16 protein-coding genes are annotated in these 14,621 nt (G+C 54.0%); 15 read left to right on the top strand and 1 reads right to left on the bottom strand.

Features of this window, described 5'->3' with window-relative positions; all coding sequences use genetic code 11:
* Positions 1-83: 83 nt before the first annotated feature.
* The 7 genes from ACOZIO_RS00080 to ACOZIO_RS00050 all read left to right on the top strand — a co-directional run bounded on the left by ACOZIO_RS00080 (position 84) and on the right by ACOZIO_RS00050 (position 6,201).
* The gene (locus tag ACOZIO_RS00080) at positions 84-305 is read left to right on the top strand and encodes a hypothetical protein (protein ID WP_421594780.1); all 222 of its coding nucleotides are present in this window, start codon (positions 84-86) and stop codon (positions 303-305) included.
* 77 nt (positions 306-382) lie between these two features.
* On the top strand, positions 383-1,030 hold the full coding sequence (locus tag ACOZIO_RS00075; RefSeq protein WP_421594779.1) for a lytic transglycosylase domain-containing protein: 648 nt from the start codon (positions 383-385) through the stop codon (positions 1,028-1,030).
* Entirely contained in the window at positions 1,027-1,308 is a 282-nt protein-coding gene (locus ACOZIO_RS00070; protein ID WP_395038432.1) for a TrbC/VirB2 family protein, read from the top strand. The genes ACOZIO_RS00075 and ACOZIO_RS00070 overlap by 4 nt, the downstream gene beginning before the upstream one ends.
* Positions 1,309-1,319: 11 nt before the next feature.
* Entirely contained in the window at positions 1,320-4,067 is a 2,748-nt protein-coding gene (locus ACOZIO_RS00065) for a VirB3 family type IV secretion system protein (protein WP_421594778.1), read from the top strand.
* Between the two features lie 23 nt (positions 4,068-4,090).
* Positions 4,091-4,810 carry a type IV secretion system protein gene (locus ACOZIO_RS00060; RefSeq protein ID WP_264097320.1) on the top strand — a complete coding sequence of 240 codons (720 nt, stop codon included), beginning with the start codon at positions 4,091-4,093 and terminating at the stop codon, positions 4,808-4,810.
* 10 nt (positions 4,811-4,820) lie between these two features.
* Positions 4,821-5,096: an EexN family lipoprotein gene (locus ACOZIO_RS00055; protein WP_421594777.1), complete on the top strand. Its 276-nt coding sequence runs from the start codon at positions 4,821-4,823 to the stop codon at positions 5,094-5,096.
* A 73-nt stretch (positions 5,097-5,169) separates the two neighbouring features.
* On the top strand, positions 5,170-6,201 hold the full coding sequence (locus ACOZIO_RS00050) for a type IV secretion system protein (protein ID WP_421594776.1): 1,032 nt from the start codon (positions 5,170-5,172) through the stop codon (positions 6,199-6,201).
* 29 nt (positions 6,202-6,230) lie between these two features.
* Here the strand turns inward: ACOZIO_RS00050 and ACOZIO_RS00045 are convergent, their stop codons facing one another.
* Positions 6,231-6,425: a hypothetical protein gene (locus ACOZIO_RS00045; protein WP_421595005.1), complete on the bottom strand. Its 195-nt coding sequence runs from the start codon at positions 6,423-6,425 to the stop codon at positions 6,231-6,233.
* Here ACOZIO_RS00045 and ACOZIO_RS00040 point away from each other — a divergent pair.
* The 8 genes from ACOZIO_RS00040 (at position 6,424) to mobC (ending at position 14,369) form a co-directional block, all read left to right on the top strand.
* Positions 6,424-7,107, top strand: a complete 684-nt coding sequence (locus ACOZIO_RS00040; RefSeq protein ID WP_264097323.1) for a virB8 family protein — start codon at positions 6,424-6,426, stop codon at positions 7,105-7,107. The genes ACOZIO_RS00045 and ACOZIO_RS00040 overlap by 2 nt on opposite strands.
* Entirely contained in the window at positions 7,107-7,994 is an 888-nt protein-coding gene (gene virB9 / locus ACOZIO_RS00035; protein WP_421594996.1) for a P-type conjugative transfer protein VirB9, read from the top strand. The genes ACOZIO_RS00040 and virB9 overlap by 1 nt, the downstream gene beginning before the upstream one ends.
* Positions 7,991-9,295 carry a VirB10/TraB/TrbI family type IV secretion system protein gene (gene virB10, locus ACOZIO_RS00030; protein WP_421594775.1) on the top strand — a complete coding sequence of 435 codons (1,305 nt, stop codon included), beginning with the start codon at positions 7,991-7,993 and terminating at the stop codon, positions 9,293-9,295. Before virB9 ends, virB10 begins: the two co-directional genes overlap by 4 nt.
* The gene (gene virB11 / locus ACOZIO_RS00025; RefSeq protein WP_421594774.1) at positions 9,285-10,313 is read left to right on the top strand and encodes a P-type DNA transfer ATPase VirB11; all 1,029 of its coding nucleotides are present in this window, start codon (positions 9,285-9,287) and stop codon (positions 10,311-10,313) included. The genes virB10 and virB11 overlap by 11 nt, the downstream gene beginning before the upstream one ends.
* 49 nt (positions 10,314-10,362) lie before the next feature.
* Positions 10,363-10,665: a TrbM/KikA/MpfK family conjugal transfer protein gene (locus ACOZIO_RS00020; RefSeq protein WP_421594773.1), complete on the top strand. Its 303-nt coding sequence runs from the start codon at positions 10,363-10,365 to the stop codon at positions 10,663-10,665.
* A gap of 18 nt (positions 10,666-10,683) precedes the next feature.
* Positions 10,684-10,989 (top strand): hypothetical protein, encoded by a 306-nt coding sequence (locus tag ACOZIO_RS00015; protein WP_421594772.1) that lies wholly within the window; start codon positions 10,684-10,686, stop codon positions 10,987-10,989.
* A gap of 748 nt (positions 10,990-11,737) precedes the next feature.
* A complete protein-coding gene (locus ACOZIO_RS00010; protein ID WP_421594771.1) occupies positions 11,738-13,612 on the top strand; it encodes a type IV secretory system conjugative DNA transfer family protein in 1,875 nt (624 codons plus the stop codon).
* A 10-nt stretch (positions 13,613-13,622) separates the two neighbouring features.
* Entirely contained in the window at positions 13,623-14,369 is a 747-nt protein-coding gene (gene mobC, locus ACOZIO_RS00005; protein ID WP_421594995.1) for a MobC family replication-relaxation protein, read from the top strand.
* The last annotated feature ends 252 nt before the right edge of the window (positions 14,370-14,621 follow it).

Raw genomic sequence — 14,621 nt, 5'->3', positions numbered from 1 at the left:
CTCGCTGACCCGTTAAAACCGGAATGCAGAATTGGGATGTGACATTTATTTAACTCATCGTTGTTTTTATTAGAGGAGGCCACATGCGAAAACCCATTTATCACGTATTTGTCACCCAGGGAAGTCAGCCCGACCCATTGGGTGAAAAAAACACCTGGTGGACGAAAGTCGGCGTGGCTTTTGCCCATCACGGTAAACCCGGCCTGAACGTGGTACTGACACCCGGCATTGCCGTTTCCGGAAAGCTGGTGCTCCTTGAGCCCAGGGATGACGGCGAGGCGACACAGGATACTCAGGCCATTTAACCGCCCTTATCCCTTTTCCCGGCCCTGCGCCGTCTGATGGCGGTACGCGTTGCCCGGTTTACCGTTCCGAGGCCACCATGCTTTCCCCAACCGTATTTCTGGCGGCGGCCATGCAGTGCGCCGCCAGCGTTCACCCGTCTACGGCACTTGATGTGGCACGGGTCGAATCCGGTTTGAATCCGTATGCCATTGCTGAAATCCTGCCCGGTGGCAAAGGCGTGATTTCACATTTTCCCGCCAGCAGGAATGAGGCCATCAGCCTCGCCGGACGGCTGAAGGCTCAGGGCCGACGCTATTCGGTCGGGCTGATGCAAATCACCAGCACCAATTTCCGTCATTACGGCCTGACCGCCCGTGACCTTCTTGCCCCCTGTACCAACCTGTCCGTCTTTGAGCACATCCTCACCGACTGCTACCGCCGCGGCGGTTCCCTCAAGCGTGCGCTCAGTTGCTACTACTCAGGAAATTTCACGACCGGCCAACAGCCGGAATCTGCGTTTAACCAGACCAGCTACATCCAGCGCATCGGGTACGCCGTACCGTCAACGCGGCAAGACCGGCAGCGACCTCCAGCCGAAAAGGCCCTGCCGGAAATCCATTACCCCGCCGCCGTCATGCGTGGCGAGGTTACCGATAACGCCACGCCAGTTCTGACATCCCTGCGCTACCCCAACGCCGTGATACGCGGCGCGTTACCCATCCCCGGCCCCCAGGAGGAACAATGATGAAACGAATACAGTATGACTGGCCCGTCCTCTCTTCCTTGTTAATGACAACCCCGGTGCTGGCAGCAGACAGCGGGTTTAATAAAGCCAATGAGACGCTGAGCAACACCTCTACCGGCCTGCTCGGACTGGCCGCCGTCACCATCACGCTGGCCACCATGTGGGTGGGATACAAAGTCTTGTTTGACGGCAAGAGCCTCCATGACATGCGCAACGTCATCATTGGCGCCATCCTTATCGTCGGTGCGTCAGGTTTCGGTGCCTACTGGGCGTCATAAGGGAGGCAACGATGGCTACGCTGAACAAAGCGCTGACGCGACCTGCCGCCATAGCCGGTATTCCCCTCGTGCCGTTCGTGATGGTCAGCGGGGCCATCGTCCTGCTGGCGGTCTATGTCAACTATTACCTGATATTACTGGTTATTCCCGCCTGGCTGGAGATGAAGGCAAAGGCCAGAACCGATATTCACTATTTCGGGCTGCTCTGGCTGGCCTTTAAAACCCGTGGCCGGTTTGGCACCAATAAACATTTTGGTGCCAATGCCCTGCTGGCAAACCGCTATGACGCCATCGACGTTTCGGAGTTTATTGAAAAGATGAAGTTAAACGAGCGCGTTACGCTGGATAAGCATATTCCCTACTCCTCCCATATCCATCCCCAGGTAATAAGAAACCGCCAGGGTGATTTGGTTGCCAGTTGGGAGCTGGAGGGCACCGTTTTTGAATGCGAGGACGAACATCACCTGACGTTAATGGCGACGCATCTCAATAACGTGATTCGTGCATATGAAGGCCTGCCGGTTACTTTCTATCTTCACCGTATCCGGGAAAAATACCACGATGCCTTTGATGCAAATTCAGGTATTCCCTTTTCTGATGAAGTGACCCGGGTGTATTCCCAGCCGATCAACGAAAAGCCGTTCTGGCGGCACCGGCTGTTTTTCACCGTCTGCTATGCGCCCTTCTCTCCGCTGGAGAAAAAGGCCATGAAGGCGCAGCCGTCAGGTAAACGCAAAGCGGTGCTGGATGATGCCCTGAAAGTAATGCTGGAACACCGGGATGCGCTGGCTTCGGCGCTGTCCCGCTATACGGCGACGCCACTGGGGATGTATGAAGGCAACGGGCGGGTGTATTCCGCCCAGCTGTCCTTTTATCACCGCCTGCTCACCGGCAAGTGGCAAAAGGTGGCGGTCACGCCTGCGCCGTTTTATGAAACATTAAGCACGCCGGATGTCTTTTTTACCACCGACACCGCCGAGTGCCAGACCGTCGGCAGTTCCCGTTTTTTCCGCAGTCTGGAAATCAAAGATTACTCGCCTGAAACCGCGACCGGCCTGCTGGACGCGCTGCTGTATGCCGAAAGCGAGTATGTGCTGACGCAGTCCTTCACCTGCATGGCCCGCGATGAGGCGCAGAAGCATATTCGTTTGGCGGAAAAGCGCCTGACTTCGGCGGATGACGACGCCATTTCGCAGCGCGAAGAGCTGATTGTGTTGCGTGACCTGCTCCAGTCCGGGCATGTCTCCTGCGGAAAATACCACTTTTCCCTGCTGGTATCTTCAGACAGCGCCGACCAGGTGGTCAAAGACACCAACGCGCTGGCGCAGCCCTTCGCCGACCTCGGCATCATGACGACGCTGTCCACGCTGTCGCTGCCCGCCGCGTACCTGGCGCAACTGCCGGGGGTGTATATGTTGCGCCCCCGTCTGGTGGCCGTCAGCAGCCAGAACTTTGCCGACCTGGCGAGCCTGCACAATTTTCATCCTCATAAACGAAACGGCAATCCCTGGGGCGATGCCATCGCGATACTCAAATCCCCTGGCGGTGGCGGGTATTACCTGAACCTGCACGACAGCCAGAGCGGGCGGGATGACTTCAACGAAAAAACGCCGGGTAATACGGCGATTATCGGTAAAACCGGCTCAGGGAAAACGATGCTGATGACCATGATGCAGCAACTAATGCAGAAGTACCGCAATCCGGCGACGTTCTCTGAATCAGCCCCCCGTAAGCAGCTAACCACCGTGTATTTCGACAAGGACCGGGCGGCGGAGATGGCGATACGCCAGATGGGCGGACGCTACTTCCGTATCCGTACCGGCACGCCCACCGGGTTTAACCCGTTTAAGCTTGCGCCGACCCGGCGGAATATCAGCTTTATCAAACGACTGGTGCGCATGCTGTGCGGCCGCAACGGCAAGCCGCTCGATCCGCGCGATGAGGAGCGGATCAGTGCCGCCGTAGATACCATTATGCTCGACTACCCGCCGGAATACCGCAAGTTCGGTATCACCCGGCTGCTGGAAGTCCTGCCGGAGCCGCCAACCCCCGACGCCCGCATCAACGGGCTACGTATTCGCCTTAAACAGTGGGCGCAGGGCGGCGAGTTCGGCTGGGTATTCGACAATGAGGAGGACACCTTCAATATCAGCGACGTCGAAAATTTTGGTATCGACGGTACGGAATTTCTCGATGATGACAACATTCGCGGCCCCATCACGTTTTATCTGCTTTACCGCGTCACCAGCCTGCTGGACGGTCGCCGGCTGGTGATGTTCATGGACGAGTTCTGGAAATGGCTGGCCGATGTCGAATTCTCCCGCTTCTCGCTCAATATGCTGAAAGTGATCCGCAAACTGAACGGCATCTTCGTCCCCGCCACGCAGTCGCCTGACGAAATCGTCAAGCACCCGATTGCCCCGGCGATTATCGAGCAGTGCAGCACGCAGATTTTTCTCGCCAACCCGAAGGCCAGCCGGGGTGATTACGTGGAAAAGATGAAAGTGCCGGAAAGCGTGTACGACATCGTCAGAAACCTCGATCCGGGTGAGCGCTCTATGGTGGTCCTGAAAACGCCGTTACGCACAGGTGAAACCCGGCCTTTTGTGGCGATGGCGAAAATGGATTTATCGGGCCTCGGGGAACTCACCAAAATGCTGAGCGGGAGCGAAGACAACCTGAGACTGTTCGACACCCTGTATCAGGAGGGAATGCCGCCTGATGACTGGAAAGCCTCCTTCCTTGAACAAGCCCTGTAATATTCATGACGGAGGTAATGAAAATGCGGTTCAGAAAACTCATACTGGCATTCTCGCTGTTGATGTCCACCCAGGCGATGAGCGCCGGAATACCGGTATTCGACGCCGTACAGAATACCGAATCCATGAATCAGTGGATCCAGAAACTCCAGCAGTGGCAGGAAACCGTTACCCACTATAGAAGTGAACTTGATGCCTACAAGCAGCAATTAGCCACGGCAACGGGCGTGCGTGACGTTCAGGCATTTCTCCGCGAGGCCAAAAGTCTGAAAACCGATATTGATAATCTTCGTCAGCACGGTATTTCACTGGATGACCTGCTGAGCAACCAAAGCGGGTCATATTCGTCTGAACTTAATAGCTTGTATAACAAATATAAAACGTTCGATACCTGTAACCCGTCCAGCGCTTCACAACGCTATCTGGACAGCTGCAAACAGATGATCCTGAATCAGGCCGTAGCGATAGAAAATACGTCCGAGGTTGAAAACAAGATCACGGGCACGCTCGGCGATATATCAGATTTATCAGACCGTATTGCTAATGCGCAGGATTCGAAAGAGTCGCAGGACCTGGCTAACGCCATCGCGGCCAAAAGCGTACAATTAAATGCGCTGACCAGCCAGTGGGAAATGTCAGTCAAACAGGCTGAACAGCGAACAACGCTGCTGGAACAGCAAAAACAGAAAGCCTTTGAGCAACAGCAATTAACTGCGCCCGTTGCCGATCTGAACTCTCTATAGGGAGGTTAACATGTTAAAACCCGTATTAACCTTATGCATCATGTCAGGCATTCTCGTCTTATCCGGTTGTAAAGAGACGAAATCAGAAGCCTGGTATAAAGAACATCCCGATGAAACCTATACAGTCTATACGCAATGCCTCATGGATGGTGAGGCAAGCGGCAACTGCGAGTTTGCGCACCGGGCAGCACTCATGTTTGCCCAGACAGGCAAACCCGGCATCAGGGAAAAATTCGAGACACTGTTTCAGCAGGAAGCCCAAAAAAGAAAATCCGTCACTCAGTAAGATCCCCACCAACAAAAACAGGGGTCCTTCCCTGTTTTTATCCCCTGTCTGTTCCTGACTAATGAGAGGCACCATGTCCGGTGGTATTTTTGTTGGTATGGACAAAAACATCATGGATGGACTCAATGCCTTGTTAGAAGGTCAGTCTTCTACGTACGGCACCCTAATCAGTGTGATTATCGTCAGTTCCTTTACCCTATTTATTACGTATCGCGGGTATCAGACCCTTGGCGGCAAACTCCAGACACCTGTTGAAGATGTTGTCTGGGATGTGGGCCGCATGTTGCTGATCACCACCTTTGTTTTAAACCGCGATGGCTGGCTGGATGCCATCATTGCGGCCATTGAAGGGCTTAAGGACGGCATCAGTGGCGATGATAATGTCTGGGCGCTGCTCGACACGGTGTGGGAAAAGGCACAAGCGCTGGGGCAAACGCTGTTCAATTTGGACACTTCTACCTACGTTAAAATGAATGGCGGCTTTGCCGAGGTGCTGGTCTGGGGCGGTGCAATCGTTCTGTTACTGGCTGCAACCTTTGTCAACCTGCTCGCCGAAATCACCATTCTGTTAATGACCACCACCGCCCCACTCTTTATTTTCTGCCTGCTGTACGGTTTTCTTAAACCCATGTTTGATAACTGGCTGAAAACACTATTTACCGCAATCTTAACGATCATGTTCTCTGCCCTGTCTGTCCGGATCGCCATCAACTACCTGAATAAAATACTGGATGCCGCCACAGCAACGTCTGCAGAAAGCAATATGGTGACCCTGGCGGCGCAATGTTTGCTGGCCGGGATTGCCGCAGGCGTCGTGGTGTATTTTTCAGCGAAAATAGCCACTTCGCTGAGCGGTGCCGCCGTGCAGGCCGTGTTACAGGGTGCAGCTATGAGCGGACTGAGCGGGCTGGCGAGCAAATCTGCCGACGTCGCCAAACCCGGCATAAAGACCGGGGGCCGACTGACCGCCAAAGGTGGCATGGCCGCAGCCGCGACAACCGGCAGGTTCATTGCCGCAGGGGCGGGCAAAACCGTGAGCGCCTGGCAGAAACGTGCCACCGCCATTGAAAGCATGAAACGCCAGAATCAGCAGCGTCATCGTTAATCCTCCCGACCGCTAATTTCTTTTCTCCGTCACGCCGTGGCCTCTACCAGCGGTGAGGCCTTCCTGCATTTATCCGATAAGAGGCTTCCATGAAATTCAGCATCTTGCTTCTGGTGCTGTGCGCGCTTACGGGCTGCGCGCAGCATCAGGGCGACCTCCCGCCGGTGTCCGGCGATCCCCAGCCGGTTAATTCCCCCGCCATAATTCAGGAGCTTACTCACCATGTCTGATATTCAGCGCATCATCAATGTCTCGCGCTCTTTTGAATCCATCCTGCTGGAAAAGGAAGAGCGTTCCCGCAAAACTGCCTGGCGGGTGGCCGCTGCCGGGCTGATTCTGGCTGCACTGACGATCACGGCCATTATTATTCTGCTGCCGCTGAAAACCACTGACATTGAATTGTGGTCGGTGGATAAACAGACCGGTCGTTATGAGTATATGACCCGTATTAAAGAGCGGGATATTGCGTCTGAAAAAGCGCTGGCCCATTCACTGGCGGCACACTATGTCAGACTCCGCGAAGGGTATAATTATTTCTCCCTCCAGCGTGATTACAACGACGTACAGTTATTTAACAGCGACAGCGTGAACCGGGATTATCTGGATGGGTTTAACGGCGACCAGGCACCGGACGTTATTTTTAATAAAACCGAATATGTCGTCTATATCGACATTATTTCTAATGTGCATGCGCCTGCCACCGGACCGGACAACCTGGCAACACTGCGTATTAAGCGCACCCTTCGTCGTATTTCTGATAATTCAGTGAAAACGGACTTCTGGAATATCCGCCTCACTTATCGTTATGTCCCGCATCAGCAACTGACGGACAGTCAGCGTGAAGTGAACCCGCTGGGCTTTATCGTCACCAGCTACCAGCGCGATAAAGAACTGAGGAGCGAATGATGCTGAAAAACATCCTGCTCCTGACAGGCTTACTCGCGTCATGCGCGACATGGAGCGCCGCCACCCCGCGCGGCAGCGGCTATGACAGCCGGATGCAGAACGTATCGTATAACAGCCAGAACGCCACCGTGGTGAACACCCGCCCCGGCTACGTCACCACGCTGCTGTTTGACGACGATGAAGCTGTGATTGATGCGCAAGCGGGTTTTCCAAAAGGCTGGACGGTCACGAAAAGTGATAACCGGGTCGGCGTCAGCCCGAACCCCATCACCCAGCCGGTGACGGACGCCAGCGGCAACAACGTCAGTCAGGTATTTTTGCCCACGGCGAAGGACTGGAAGACCAACCTCTTCGTGGTGACCTCAAAGCGTGATTACAGTCTGGAGCTGAATGTGTTGGATCACGATTCACCCGCGCAGGCGTTCGTTATCCGTTACCACTATCCGACCGAGGCTCGCCAGCAATCCGCCGCCGCCAGCGCCGCACGTCAGACGCAGCAGCGTGAAAGACAGGAGAAGCAGCAGATAGCAGCGGCATTCGGACAGGCCAGCACGCCACGCAACTGGCGCTACACCAAACGGGTCGCCGCCGGTTCAGCCTCCATCGCACCGGATTTTGCCTGGGATGATGGTCGTTTTGCTTATATCGGTTTTTCCCCCATCAGAACCCTGCCTTCCGTTTTCCGGGTGGTTAACGGACGGGAGCAGGCAGTCACGCCCCGGACGGTTAAGCAGGGTAATTACACCGTGATGGTGGTGCCTGCATCACCACAACTGGTGCTGCGTTACGGCACCTCGGTGGTGGGGATCGAAAACGACGGATTCGGGCGCATCCCAATAACCCGCAGCGACACTGTTTCACCGTCCGTTACGCTGGAGGCCAGATGACCGATAAACCTGTCCCGGATGAACCGGAAAAAACCACCGCAGAGCGGGAAGCGGAAGCCCGCGAACGCGCGCGTGCGGCAATGGCGTATCAGGAGCCGGAGCAGAAAACACCGCCCGGCCAGCCGGAAGTGACCCGTTTTCGTAAGACATCCGGCCGCCGCACGCTGATCGTCACCGTACTGAGTCTGACTCTGGTGATCGCCCTGGCATCCGGCGGCGATCGGATTTTCAGTGCATTGAAAGGGCGTAATGAGAAAGAAGCCGACACCGCGCTGCCGCCCTCCGCCGGGAAGACTCTGCATGAGCGTCAAAATCTGGGCATGGACAGTAACCCGTTTGGCTTGTTCGGGCCGCACACACAGGACGGAACAGCACCTGTCAGCCAGGCCGTCACTCCCGCACCAACGCAGCCACCGGCACCACCCGCCCTGAACAAGGCAGTTGCGTTGGCAGACGGGCTGAACAACGCCCGAACAATGCAGGGCGATAATGTACGCACGTCCCCGGGTGAAACGCGCAGCAACGCAGAAACGTCCGACAGTCCGTCATCATCCACGACGTACACATCCTGTACGTCAGTACTGACCAGAGGTAAAGATGGCCGCCTGCGCTGCCCGGAGACTGCCTCGCCGGAAACGGGTAATAACGACAATCCGGGCGTCGCCCGTGTCACCGGCGTCAGACGGCTGGGTCTCGATCCTGATCTCTATATCCCGGTGGACCGTTATATCCCGTGTTCGATGATGTGGCGCTTCGTGTCCGATGTCGGGGGGCATATTTCCTGCCTGATCAGTGAAGATGTTTACAGCGCCAGCAACCATGTGACGCTGATCCCGGCGGGAACGGTCGCCCGTGGCATCTACCGCACCGGGGCGCTGCAACACGGACGCAGCCGGATGTTTGTGCTGTGGACGGAGCTGCGTACGCCTGAGCCCGGAAGCCTGCAAATCCCGCTCAGCAATACGCAGGCCAGCGGCCCGCTCGGCGAGGCGGGGATCTCAGGCTGGATCGACAATCACTTCTGGGAGCGCTTCGGCAATGCCCTGATGCTCAGTACCGTGCAGGACGTGGCTGCGGCGGCGTCGGATGCTGCCCCGGGGAAAGACCGCAATACCGACTACACCGAGAACACCCGCGCCGCCACGGCGGAAATGGCGAAAACGACGCTGGACAACAGCATCAATATCCCGCCCACCCTGTACCTGAATCAGGGTGATGTCATTGGCATCATGACCGGTACCGATATTGATTTCTCATCCGTCTGGCAGCTGCGACTGAAAAAGAGGTGGTATGAACGCTGAAAACCTGTCGCTGGATTTTATGAAAAACCAGCTGTTTGGTGATTTTATTGCGCAGGACGGCCTGACGGAAATTGCCGTTAACCGGCCGGGTGAACTGCATACCAAAATTCGGGGGAAATGGCGAAGACATGAAGCCCCCATTACGCTGCGCCAGTGTTACGCCTTTGCCAGAGCGCTGGCGTCGTGGCAGGACGATAATATCGACGACACCTCGCCGATCCTTTCCGCCACGCTTGAATCAGGCGAGCGCATTCAGGCCATTATTCCCCCGGCCTGTGAGCGTAACACCGTGTCTATTACGCTGCGCAAGCCCGCATTTGGGCAGAAAACACATCAGTCATGGATTGATGCGGGATTTTATAACCGGGTGACCGGTAAGGAGCGAACGGAAGGCAAAGATGTTGAATTGACCCGCTACTATCAGAGTGAGGATATTCCCCGCTTTATGGAAAAAGCGGTGGAATACGGCAAGACGATTTTTATCGTCGGTGAAACCGGCTCCGGTAAAACCACCTATATGAAAACGCTGCTGCACTCTATTCCCCGGAACCTCAGGCTGACCACCATCGAGGATAATCCCGAAATCCGCTTCTATCGCCACACCAACTATGTCCATCTCTTTTATCCGGCTGATGCCGGGGATAATGCCATTGTCACGCCCGGCAGACTGATACGCGCCAATTATCGTATGAACCCTGACCGGATATTACTGGCTGAAATTCGCGGACAAGAAGCCTGGGATGCACTGAAAATCGTCGGTTCCGGGCATGAGGGATTGATAACCTCCCTGCATGCGGGCAGCCCGGAAGAATGTATTGAAGGGTTAATTGACCGCTGCTATGAAAACCCCGACTGCCGGAACATGCCTTTCGACGTGCTGTTACGCAAGGTGCTTAAGAGCATTGATGTGATAGTCAGCATTGATATTCACGGTGACATACGCCGCATGAGTGATATTTATTTTAAACCCCTTAATCTTAATGGCATGAGAGGTGTATTCAGTAAAGAACTTCAATAAATAACTTATCGAATTACGCAATACTCGTTTGAATATGAAGGTGACCGAAATGAAAAAAGCAATATCCTCCGCATTATTACTCTGCATTATGGCGTCATATTCAACCTCCGTCATGGCCGCTGACGCCTGTGAAGTGGTGTTATGCATGTACGGTAAAGCCACCGGTAACGGCGGCGGAAATGAATGCCATTCTGCTGAACGCACATTCTTTAATATCGTCAAAAAGAACAGGCACGGTTTTCTGCCCGACCACACTGCCGATGCCAGAAAATCATTTTTACTTGAATGTGACTCGGCAGACCCGAAAATTATCAGCCAGATAATCAGTAAATTTGGCCGCATGCGTGGTTAATTAGCCGAGGTTATGTTTATGACCAAACCGGGTTTTATTCAGCATCCCTGGACACGTCAACGTGGGGATTCCATGAGCGCAGCCTGTGTTATTGAGCACATTGAAAATGAGGCAATGTGCGGATGCGGCCTTTATTATGAAATTTATCACTACCGAGTTATATGCCGGTTATTGCAGTTGCTGCAAACGCTGAACGCCACCGACAGAGTAACGCTGACAGAAGAAGCTAACCGGCGTGGCTTTACGCTTGATGAAACCAGCATTAAAGAAAGTCGTCAGTGTTATTCCAACATCATCAGGGAAATCCGCGAGAGCCACTATTAACCCCTCCCTTAATTTTATTCGCACGTCTCCTATAGCGCCAAAATATTTCAGCCGAGTCCGGTTAAAGACCTGGCGGTTTTCAGATTTTTACGGCCCAGCACATTTTTCGCGAATTAAGGCGTGAAGAAATGCGGGCCGTAAAAATGAGGCAGCGGACAGAATTATTTTCGCGGGTTAAGGAGCGAAAATAGTTCAGGCACCGCGTCTCATCGGCAAACAGCCGCGCCCACGCGGATTTTGCCGGCCGGGGGGAGCCGAATAAATTTCGCCGCCCCGGCGAGCGAAAAGCTGTCGCCCACGACAGCGGTTTATTTGGGGGGCATCGCCCCGCACACCGTCGCGGCTAAGTCTCCGGCCAAAAGCCGGTAGCGTGGCGCGACCACCCTCTTTAAAGGTCAGCTTCCCTTTTATTCCCGCTGCGAGGAACGAGCTAAGGGAAGAAAAAGGCGAAAGCGACCGTCTTAAAGGGGGTGGTCGCGCGTAGCGGGCGACGGTGTGCCGCCGTTGACGTTGGGGGTTTTGGCGTGGCGTCCAGCTGCGACATTACCCCCATGCGACATATCATAAGGGCGTCCAGCCCGCATGAACTGGCGCACGCCGTGTCGTGCAGGGAAGCATGCTTTCCTGCACATGGCCGTACAGCGGCTACCTTCTTTACCCCGGACGTTCGCCCCGCCTTTTCGCCCGACACCGCGGGGCGAACTGATGGGGCGATGTCATGGGGCGAACCGCTGACGAAGGAGGCATCGTGATTTTGAATAAGCTGGCCGTTTCACTGTCGCCGATAGTGAATGACGCGCTGACCTTCATTGCTTTTATACAACAGCATCAGCTGATGCTGGCGCTGTTATCGGGGCTGACGATGCCGTTTTTCGCGTCGATGAAAAGCGATGAACGGCAAAAAGCCCCGTTGTGGCAAAAGCTGATTATTGCTTTTTCAATGCTGTGTTTTCTTTCCGGTACGATGGCCCCGGTTGTTATATGGATTTTCCAGTGGCTTTATAAAGGCCGTGTAGTCGCCAGTATTCCCGTTCTGGCATGGCCGGTGCTGATTGGCTTTACCGTAACGGGTTTTATTTTGCATATTCTGCTGCGCAGGGTATTAACCCCTGAATTAGACAAAATAAAGAAACGCCTCGTCAGAAAAACAACGCTTGAACGGGAATTACGCACCGATGTCCGCACGGTGAAATCCCTGCTGCCGGAAACACTGCATTATGACCCGCTGGATTATATCGACCTGAACAAAGGGTTATTTATCGGCATGGACCGCGATATTCAGCCGATGTACCTGCCCTTAAAAGACTGGCAAAAACAACACGCGGATATTATCGGCACCACCGGGGCCGGCAAAGGGGTTGCCACCGGCATATTACTATATCAAAGCATTCTGGCTGGTGAAGGCGTATTTGTGATGGACCCCAAGGATGATGAATGGGCACCCCACCTTTACCGTAAAGCCTGCGAGGATGCAGGAAAACCTTTCGCCTTAATTGACCTGCGAAAACCGCAATACCAGTTAAACCTGATTGAAGAGATCACCGCCGATGAACTGGAAGAGCTTTTTGTTGCCGGGTTCAGCCTGGCGGAAAAAGGCCAAGAGTCTGACTTCTATCGCATTGACGACCGGAAAGCGGCCCGGATAGCCGCGCAGTTCGTCACCCGTAATACCACCGCAACCATTCGGGATGTGTATTACGGCGACTATGTTCAGGGTATTGCAGATAAGATAAAAGCCTTTTTCGGGAAAATTGAAGAGCTGGCCTTGCTCAATGCCATTAATGCGCCGACAGGATTTTCGCTTAATACGATATTTAAGGAAGGCGGTTGCTGCTATGTGATTGGCTCAATGCGCAACAGCAAAATCATTACCGCGCAGCGCATGCTGCTGGTTCGCCTGTACCAGCTGGCAGAAAGGCGCGAGCGAGTGAAAAATGTGCCCCGCCCCATTGCTATTTATCTTTCCGAACTGAAATACCATTTATCCCGGCCAGCGCTGGAAGGTTTGGGCGCGGCACGCGATAAAGGCGTGCATATTATTATGGACCATCAGTCGATTGCCGATTTAAAAGACTGCCCGGCAGATTTGAAAGGTGACGCCGTTGTCGGCGCTGTCGTTGAGAACGCCAAATTCAAACTGGTTTATCGTGTCATGGATCCGGACACCGCTGAATGGGTGGCTAGAATGTCCGGTACTATATTAGTGGATGATGAGGTCCGCAAAGCGAAAACCGACGCCGTGCTGACAGAGACCATCGACAGTGAACGCACCATCAGGCAGGCCGAGCGTTTCTTTACCGACAGCAATATGATCCTGAACCTCCCCGATTTTGTCAGCTTCATTTTTACGACAAAAACACTCCCCTCTGCTTCTCTGATCTCGCCCATCAGGGTGAAAAAACGCGAACTGGAGATCTGTGCCGTGTCGCCCGCGATTGCCGCCACCGCCGCAACGATAAACATCGCATTGGATTTTAGCGAGGAGGAAACATCCCCCGGACCGTCATCAACGCCGGATATCACCACAACGCGGCCCGATCTTTTTTTTAATGATTCGGGCGAAAAAGACACGACAATACCGAATGCCGATAAAGAGGAAAACCCGTCATTGCTGGATTTCTAAAGGGGGAATGATGCTCATCACCGCATACAGCGAACGCCAGGCGCGACATCGCGAAAAAATACAACGACTGCTGAATTTTCTGAAGGAAGAAACGTACAGTGATTTTAAAACACTGATGCTGCTGTTCGGCTTCAGGGATCATAAATCGATGTATTCCCTGCTTTCAAAAGTCGAGGACATGGGCTTAATACAAAAGCACGTCCTGGTATCGCGCACCATGAAAATTTCATTGTGGGGCATAACCAGTAACGGACTGGCCGTAGTGTTAACCCCAGACGATGCGCTTTTCCCGGCGCGCTTTGAGCCGTCAAAAATCACCGGCTGGACGCTGGAGCATCACCTTGATAATCAGACCGCCCGTATCATCCTTGAGCAAAAAGGCGTATCCGGGTGGATAAACGGCGATCGCACAACCTTCCTCAGCCGCTATCAGGTCAGTCACCGGCCTGACGGCTTGGTCACTCTGCCCGGCGGCACCGTGATCGCCATTGAGACCGAGCGTCGTCTGAAAACCAAAGCCCGTTATCAGTCGATCATCGCCAGCCATTTGCTTGCCCGAACCCGTAAAGACTGGATTTACGTTTTTTATATCGTGCCGGACCCGCAGAAAAAGCGCGGTCTTGAACGGCTATTTGACAGCATCAGGCACGTCATCGTTAACCACCAGCACATCCCGCTGGAAACCCGCCACCGGAATGTCTTCCGCATCTATACGTTCGACGAGTTGCAACGGCTCGATTTAGACCACGGCATATAGTTCTTCTGTATCACTTAAAGTCCCACCCCACCCAACCAGCAGCGCAACGACCGAAATAATACCCCTCGAAATACTCACCCAAAATCAGAACAGACAGGACTCCAGAATGAATAGAGAAACTGACCTGTAAGTATCCCACCAAAACGGCCCATTCACTTTTAGAGATCTTCCGACATACTGATTATGTCCCCTGAGGAGATCGCTATGCGTAAGATCCGATTCACTGAGCACCAGATCATCGCCGTCCTGAAA

It is taken from the genome of Rahnella sp. PD4 (genome assembly GCF_049199325.1).
In the GTDB taxonomy this organism is placed as follows: domain Bacteria; phylum Pseudomonadota; class Gammaproteobacteria; order Enterobacterales; family Enterobacteriaceae; genus Rahnella; species Rahnella perminowiae.
This window is presented reverse-complemented; position numbering and strand designations above follow the sequence as displayed.

What these genes read in the sequence shown, in the direction of transcription:
- ACOZIO_RS00065 (WP_421594778.1), top strand. Translation starts at nt 1,320, where the DNA reads ATGGCTACGCTGAACAAAGCGCTGACGCGACCTGCCGCCATAGCCGGT.
- virB11 (WP_421594774.1), top strand. Translation starts at nt 9,285, where the DNA reads ATGAACGCTGAAAACCTGTCGCTGGATTTTATGAAAAACCAGCTGTTT.
- virB10 (WP_421594775.1), top strand. Translation starts at nt 7,991, where the DNA reads ATGACCGATAAACCTGTCCCGGATGAACCGGAAAAAACCACCGCAGAG.
- ACOZIO_RS00055 (WP_421594777.1), top strand. Translation starts at nt 4,821, where the DNA reads ATGTTAAAACCCGTATTAACCTTATGCATCATGTCAGGCATTCTCGTC.
- ACOZIO_RS00070 (WP_395038432.1), top strand. Translation starts at nt 1,027, where the DNA reads ATGATGAAACGAATACAGTATGACTGGCCCGTCCTCTCTTCCTTGTTA.
- ACOZIO_RS00060 (WP_264097320.1), top strand. Translation starts at nt 4,091, where the DNA reads ATGCGGTTCAGAAAACTCATACTGGCATTCTCGCTGTTGATGTCCACC.
- ACOZIO_RS00020 (WP_421594773.1), top strand. Translation starts at nt 10,363, where the DNA reads ATGAAAAAAGCAATATCCTCCGCATTATTACTCTGCATTATGGCGTCA.
- virB9 (WP_421594996.1), top strand. Translation starts at nt 7,107, where the DNA reads ATGCTGAAAAACATCCTGCTCCTGACAGGCTTACTCGCGTCATGCGCG.
- ACOZIO_RS00015 (WP_421594772.1), top strand. Translation starts at nt 10,684, where the DNA reads ATGACCAAACCGGGTTTTATTCAGCATCCCTGGACACGTCAACGTGGG.
- ACOZIO_RS00075 (WP_421594779.1), top strand. Translation starts at nt 383, where the DNA reads ATGCTTTCCCCAACCGTATTTCTGGCGGCGGCCATGCAGTGCGCCGCC.
- ACOZIO_RS00050 (WP_421594776.1), top strand. Translation starts at nt 5,170, where the DNA reads ATGTCCGGTGGTATTTTTGTTGGTATGGACAAAAACATCATGGATGGA.
- mobC (WP_421594995.1), top strand. Translation starts at nt 13,623, where the DNA reads ATGCTCATCACCGCATACAGCGAACGCCAGGCGCGACATCGCGAAAAA.
- ACOZIO_RS00080 (WP_421594780.1), top strand. Translation starts at nt 84, where the DNA reads ATGCGAAAACCCATTTATCACGTATTTGTCACCCAGGGAAGTCAGCCC.
- ACOZIO_RS00040 (WP_264097323.1), top strand. Translation starts at nt 6,424, where the DNA reads ATGTCTGATATTCAGCGCATCATCAATGTCTCGCGCTCTTTTGAATCC.
- ACOZIO_RS00045 (WP_421595005.1), bottom strand. Translation starts at nt 6,425, where the DNA reads ATGGTGAGTAAGCTCCTGAATTATGGCGGGGGAATTAACCGGCTGGGG.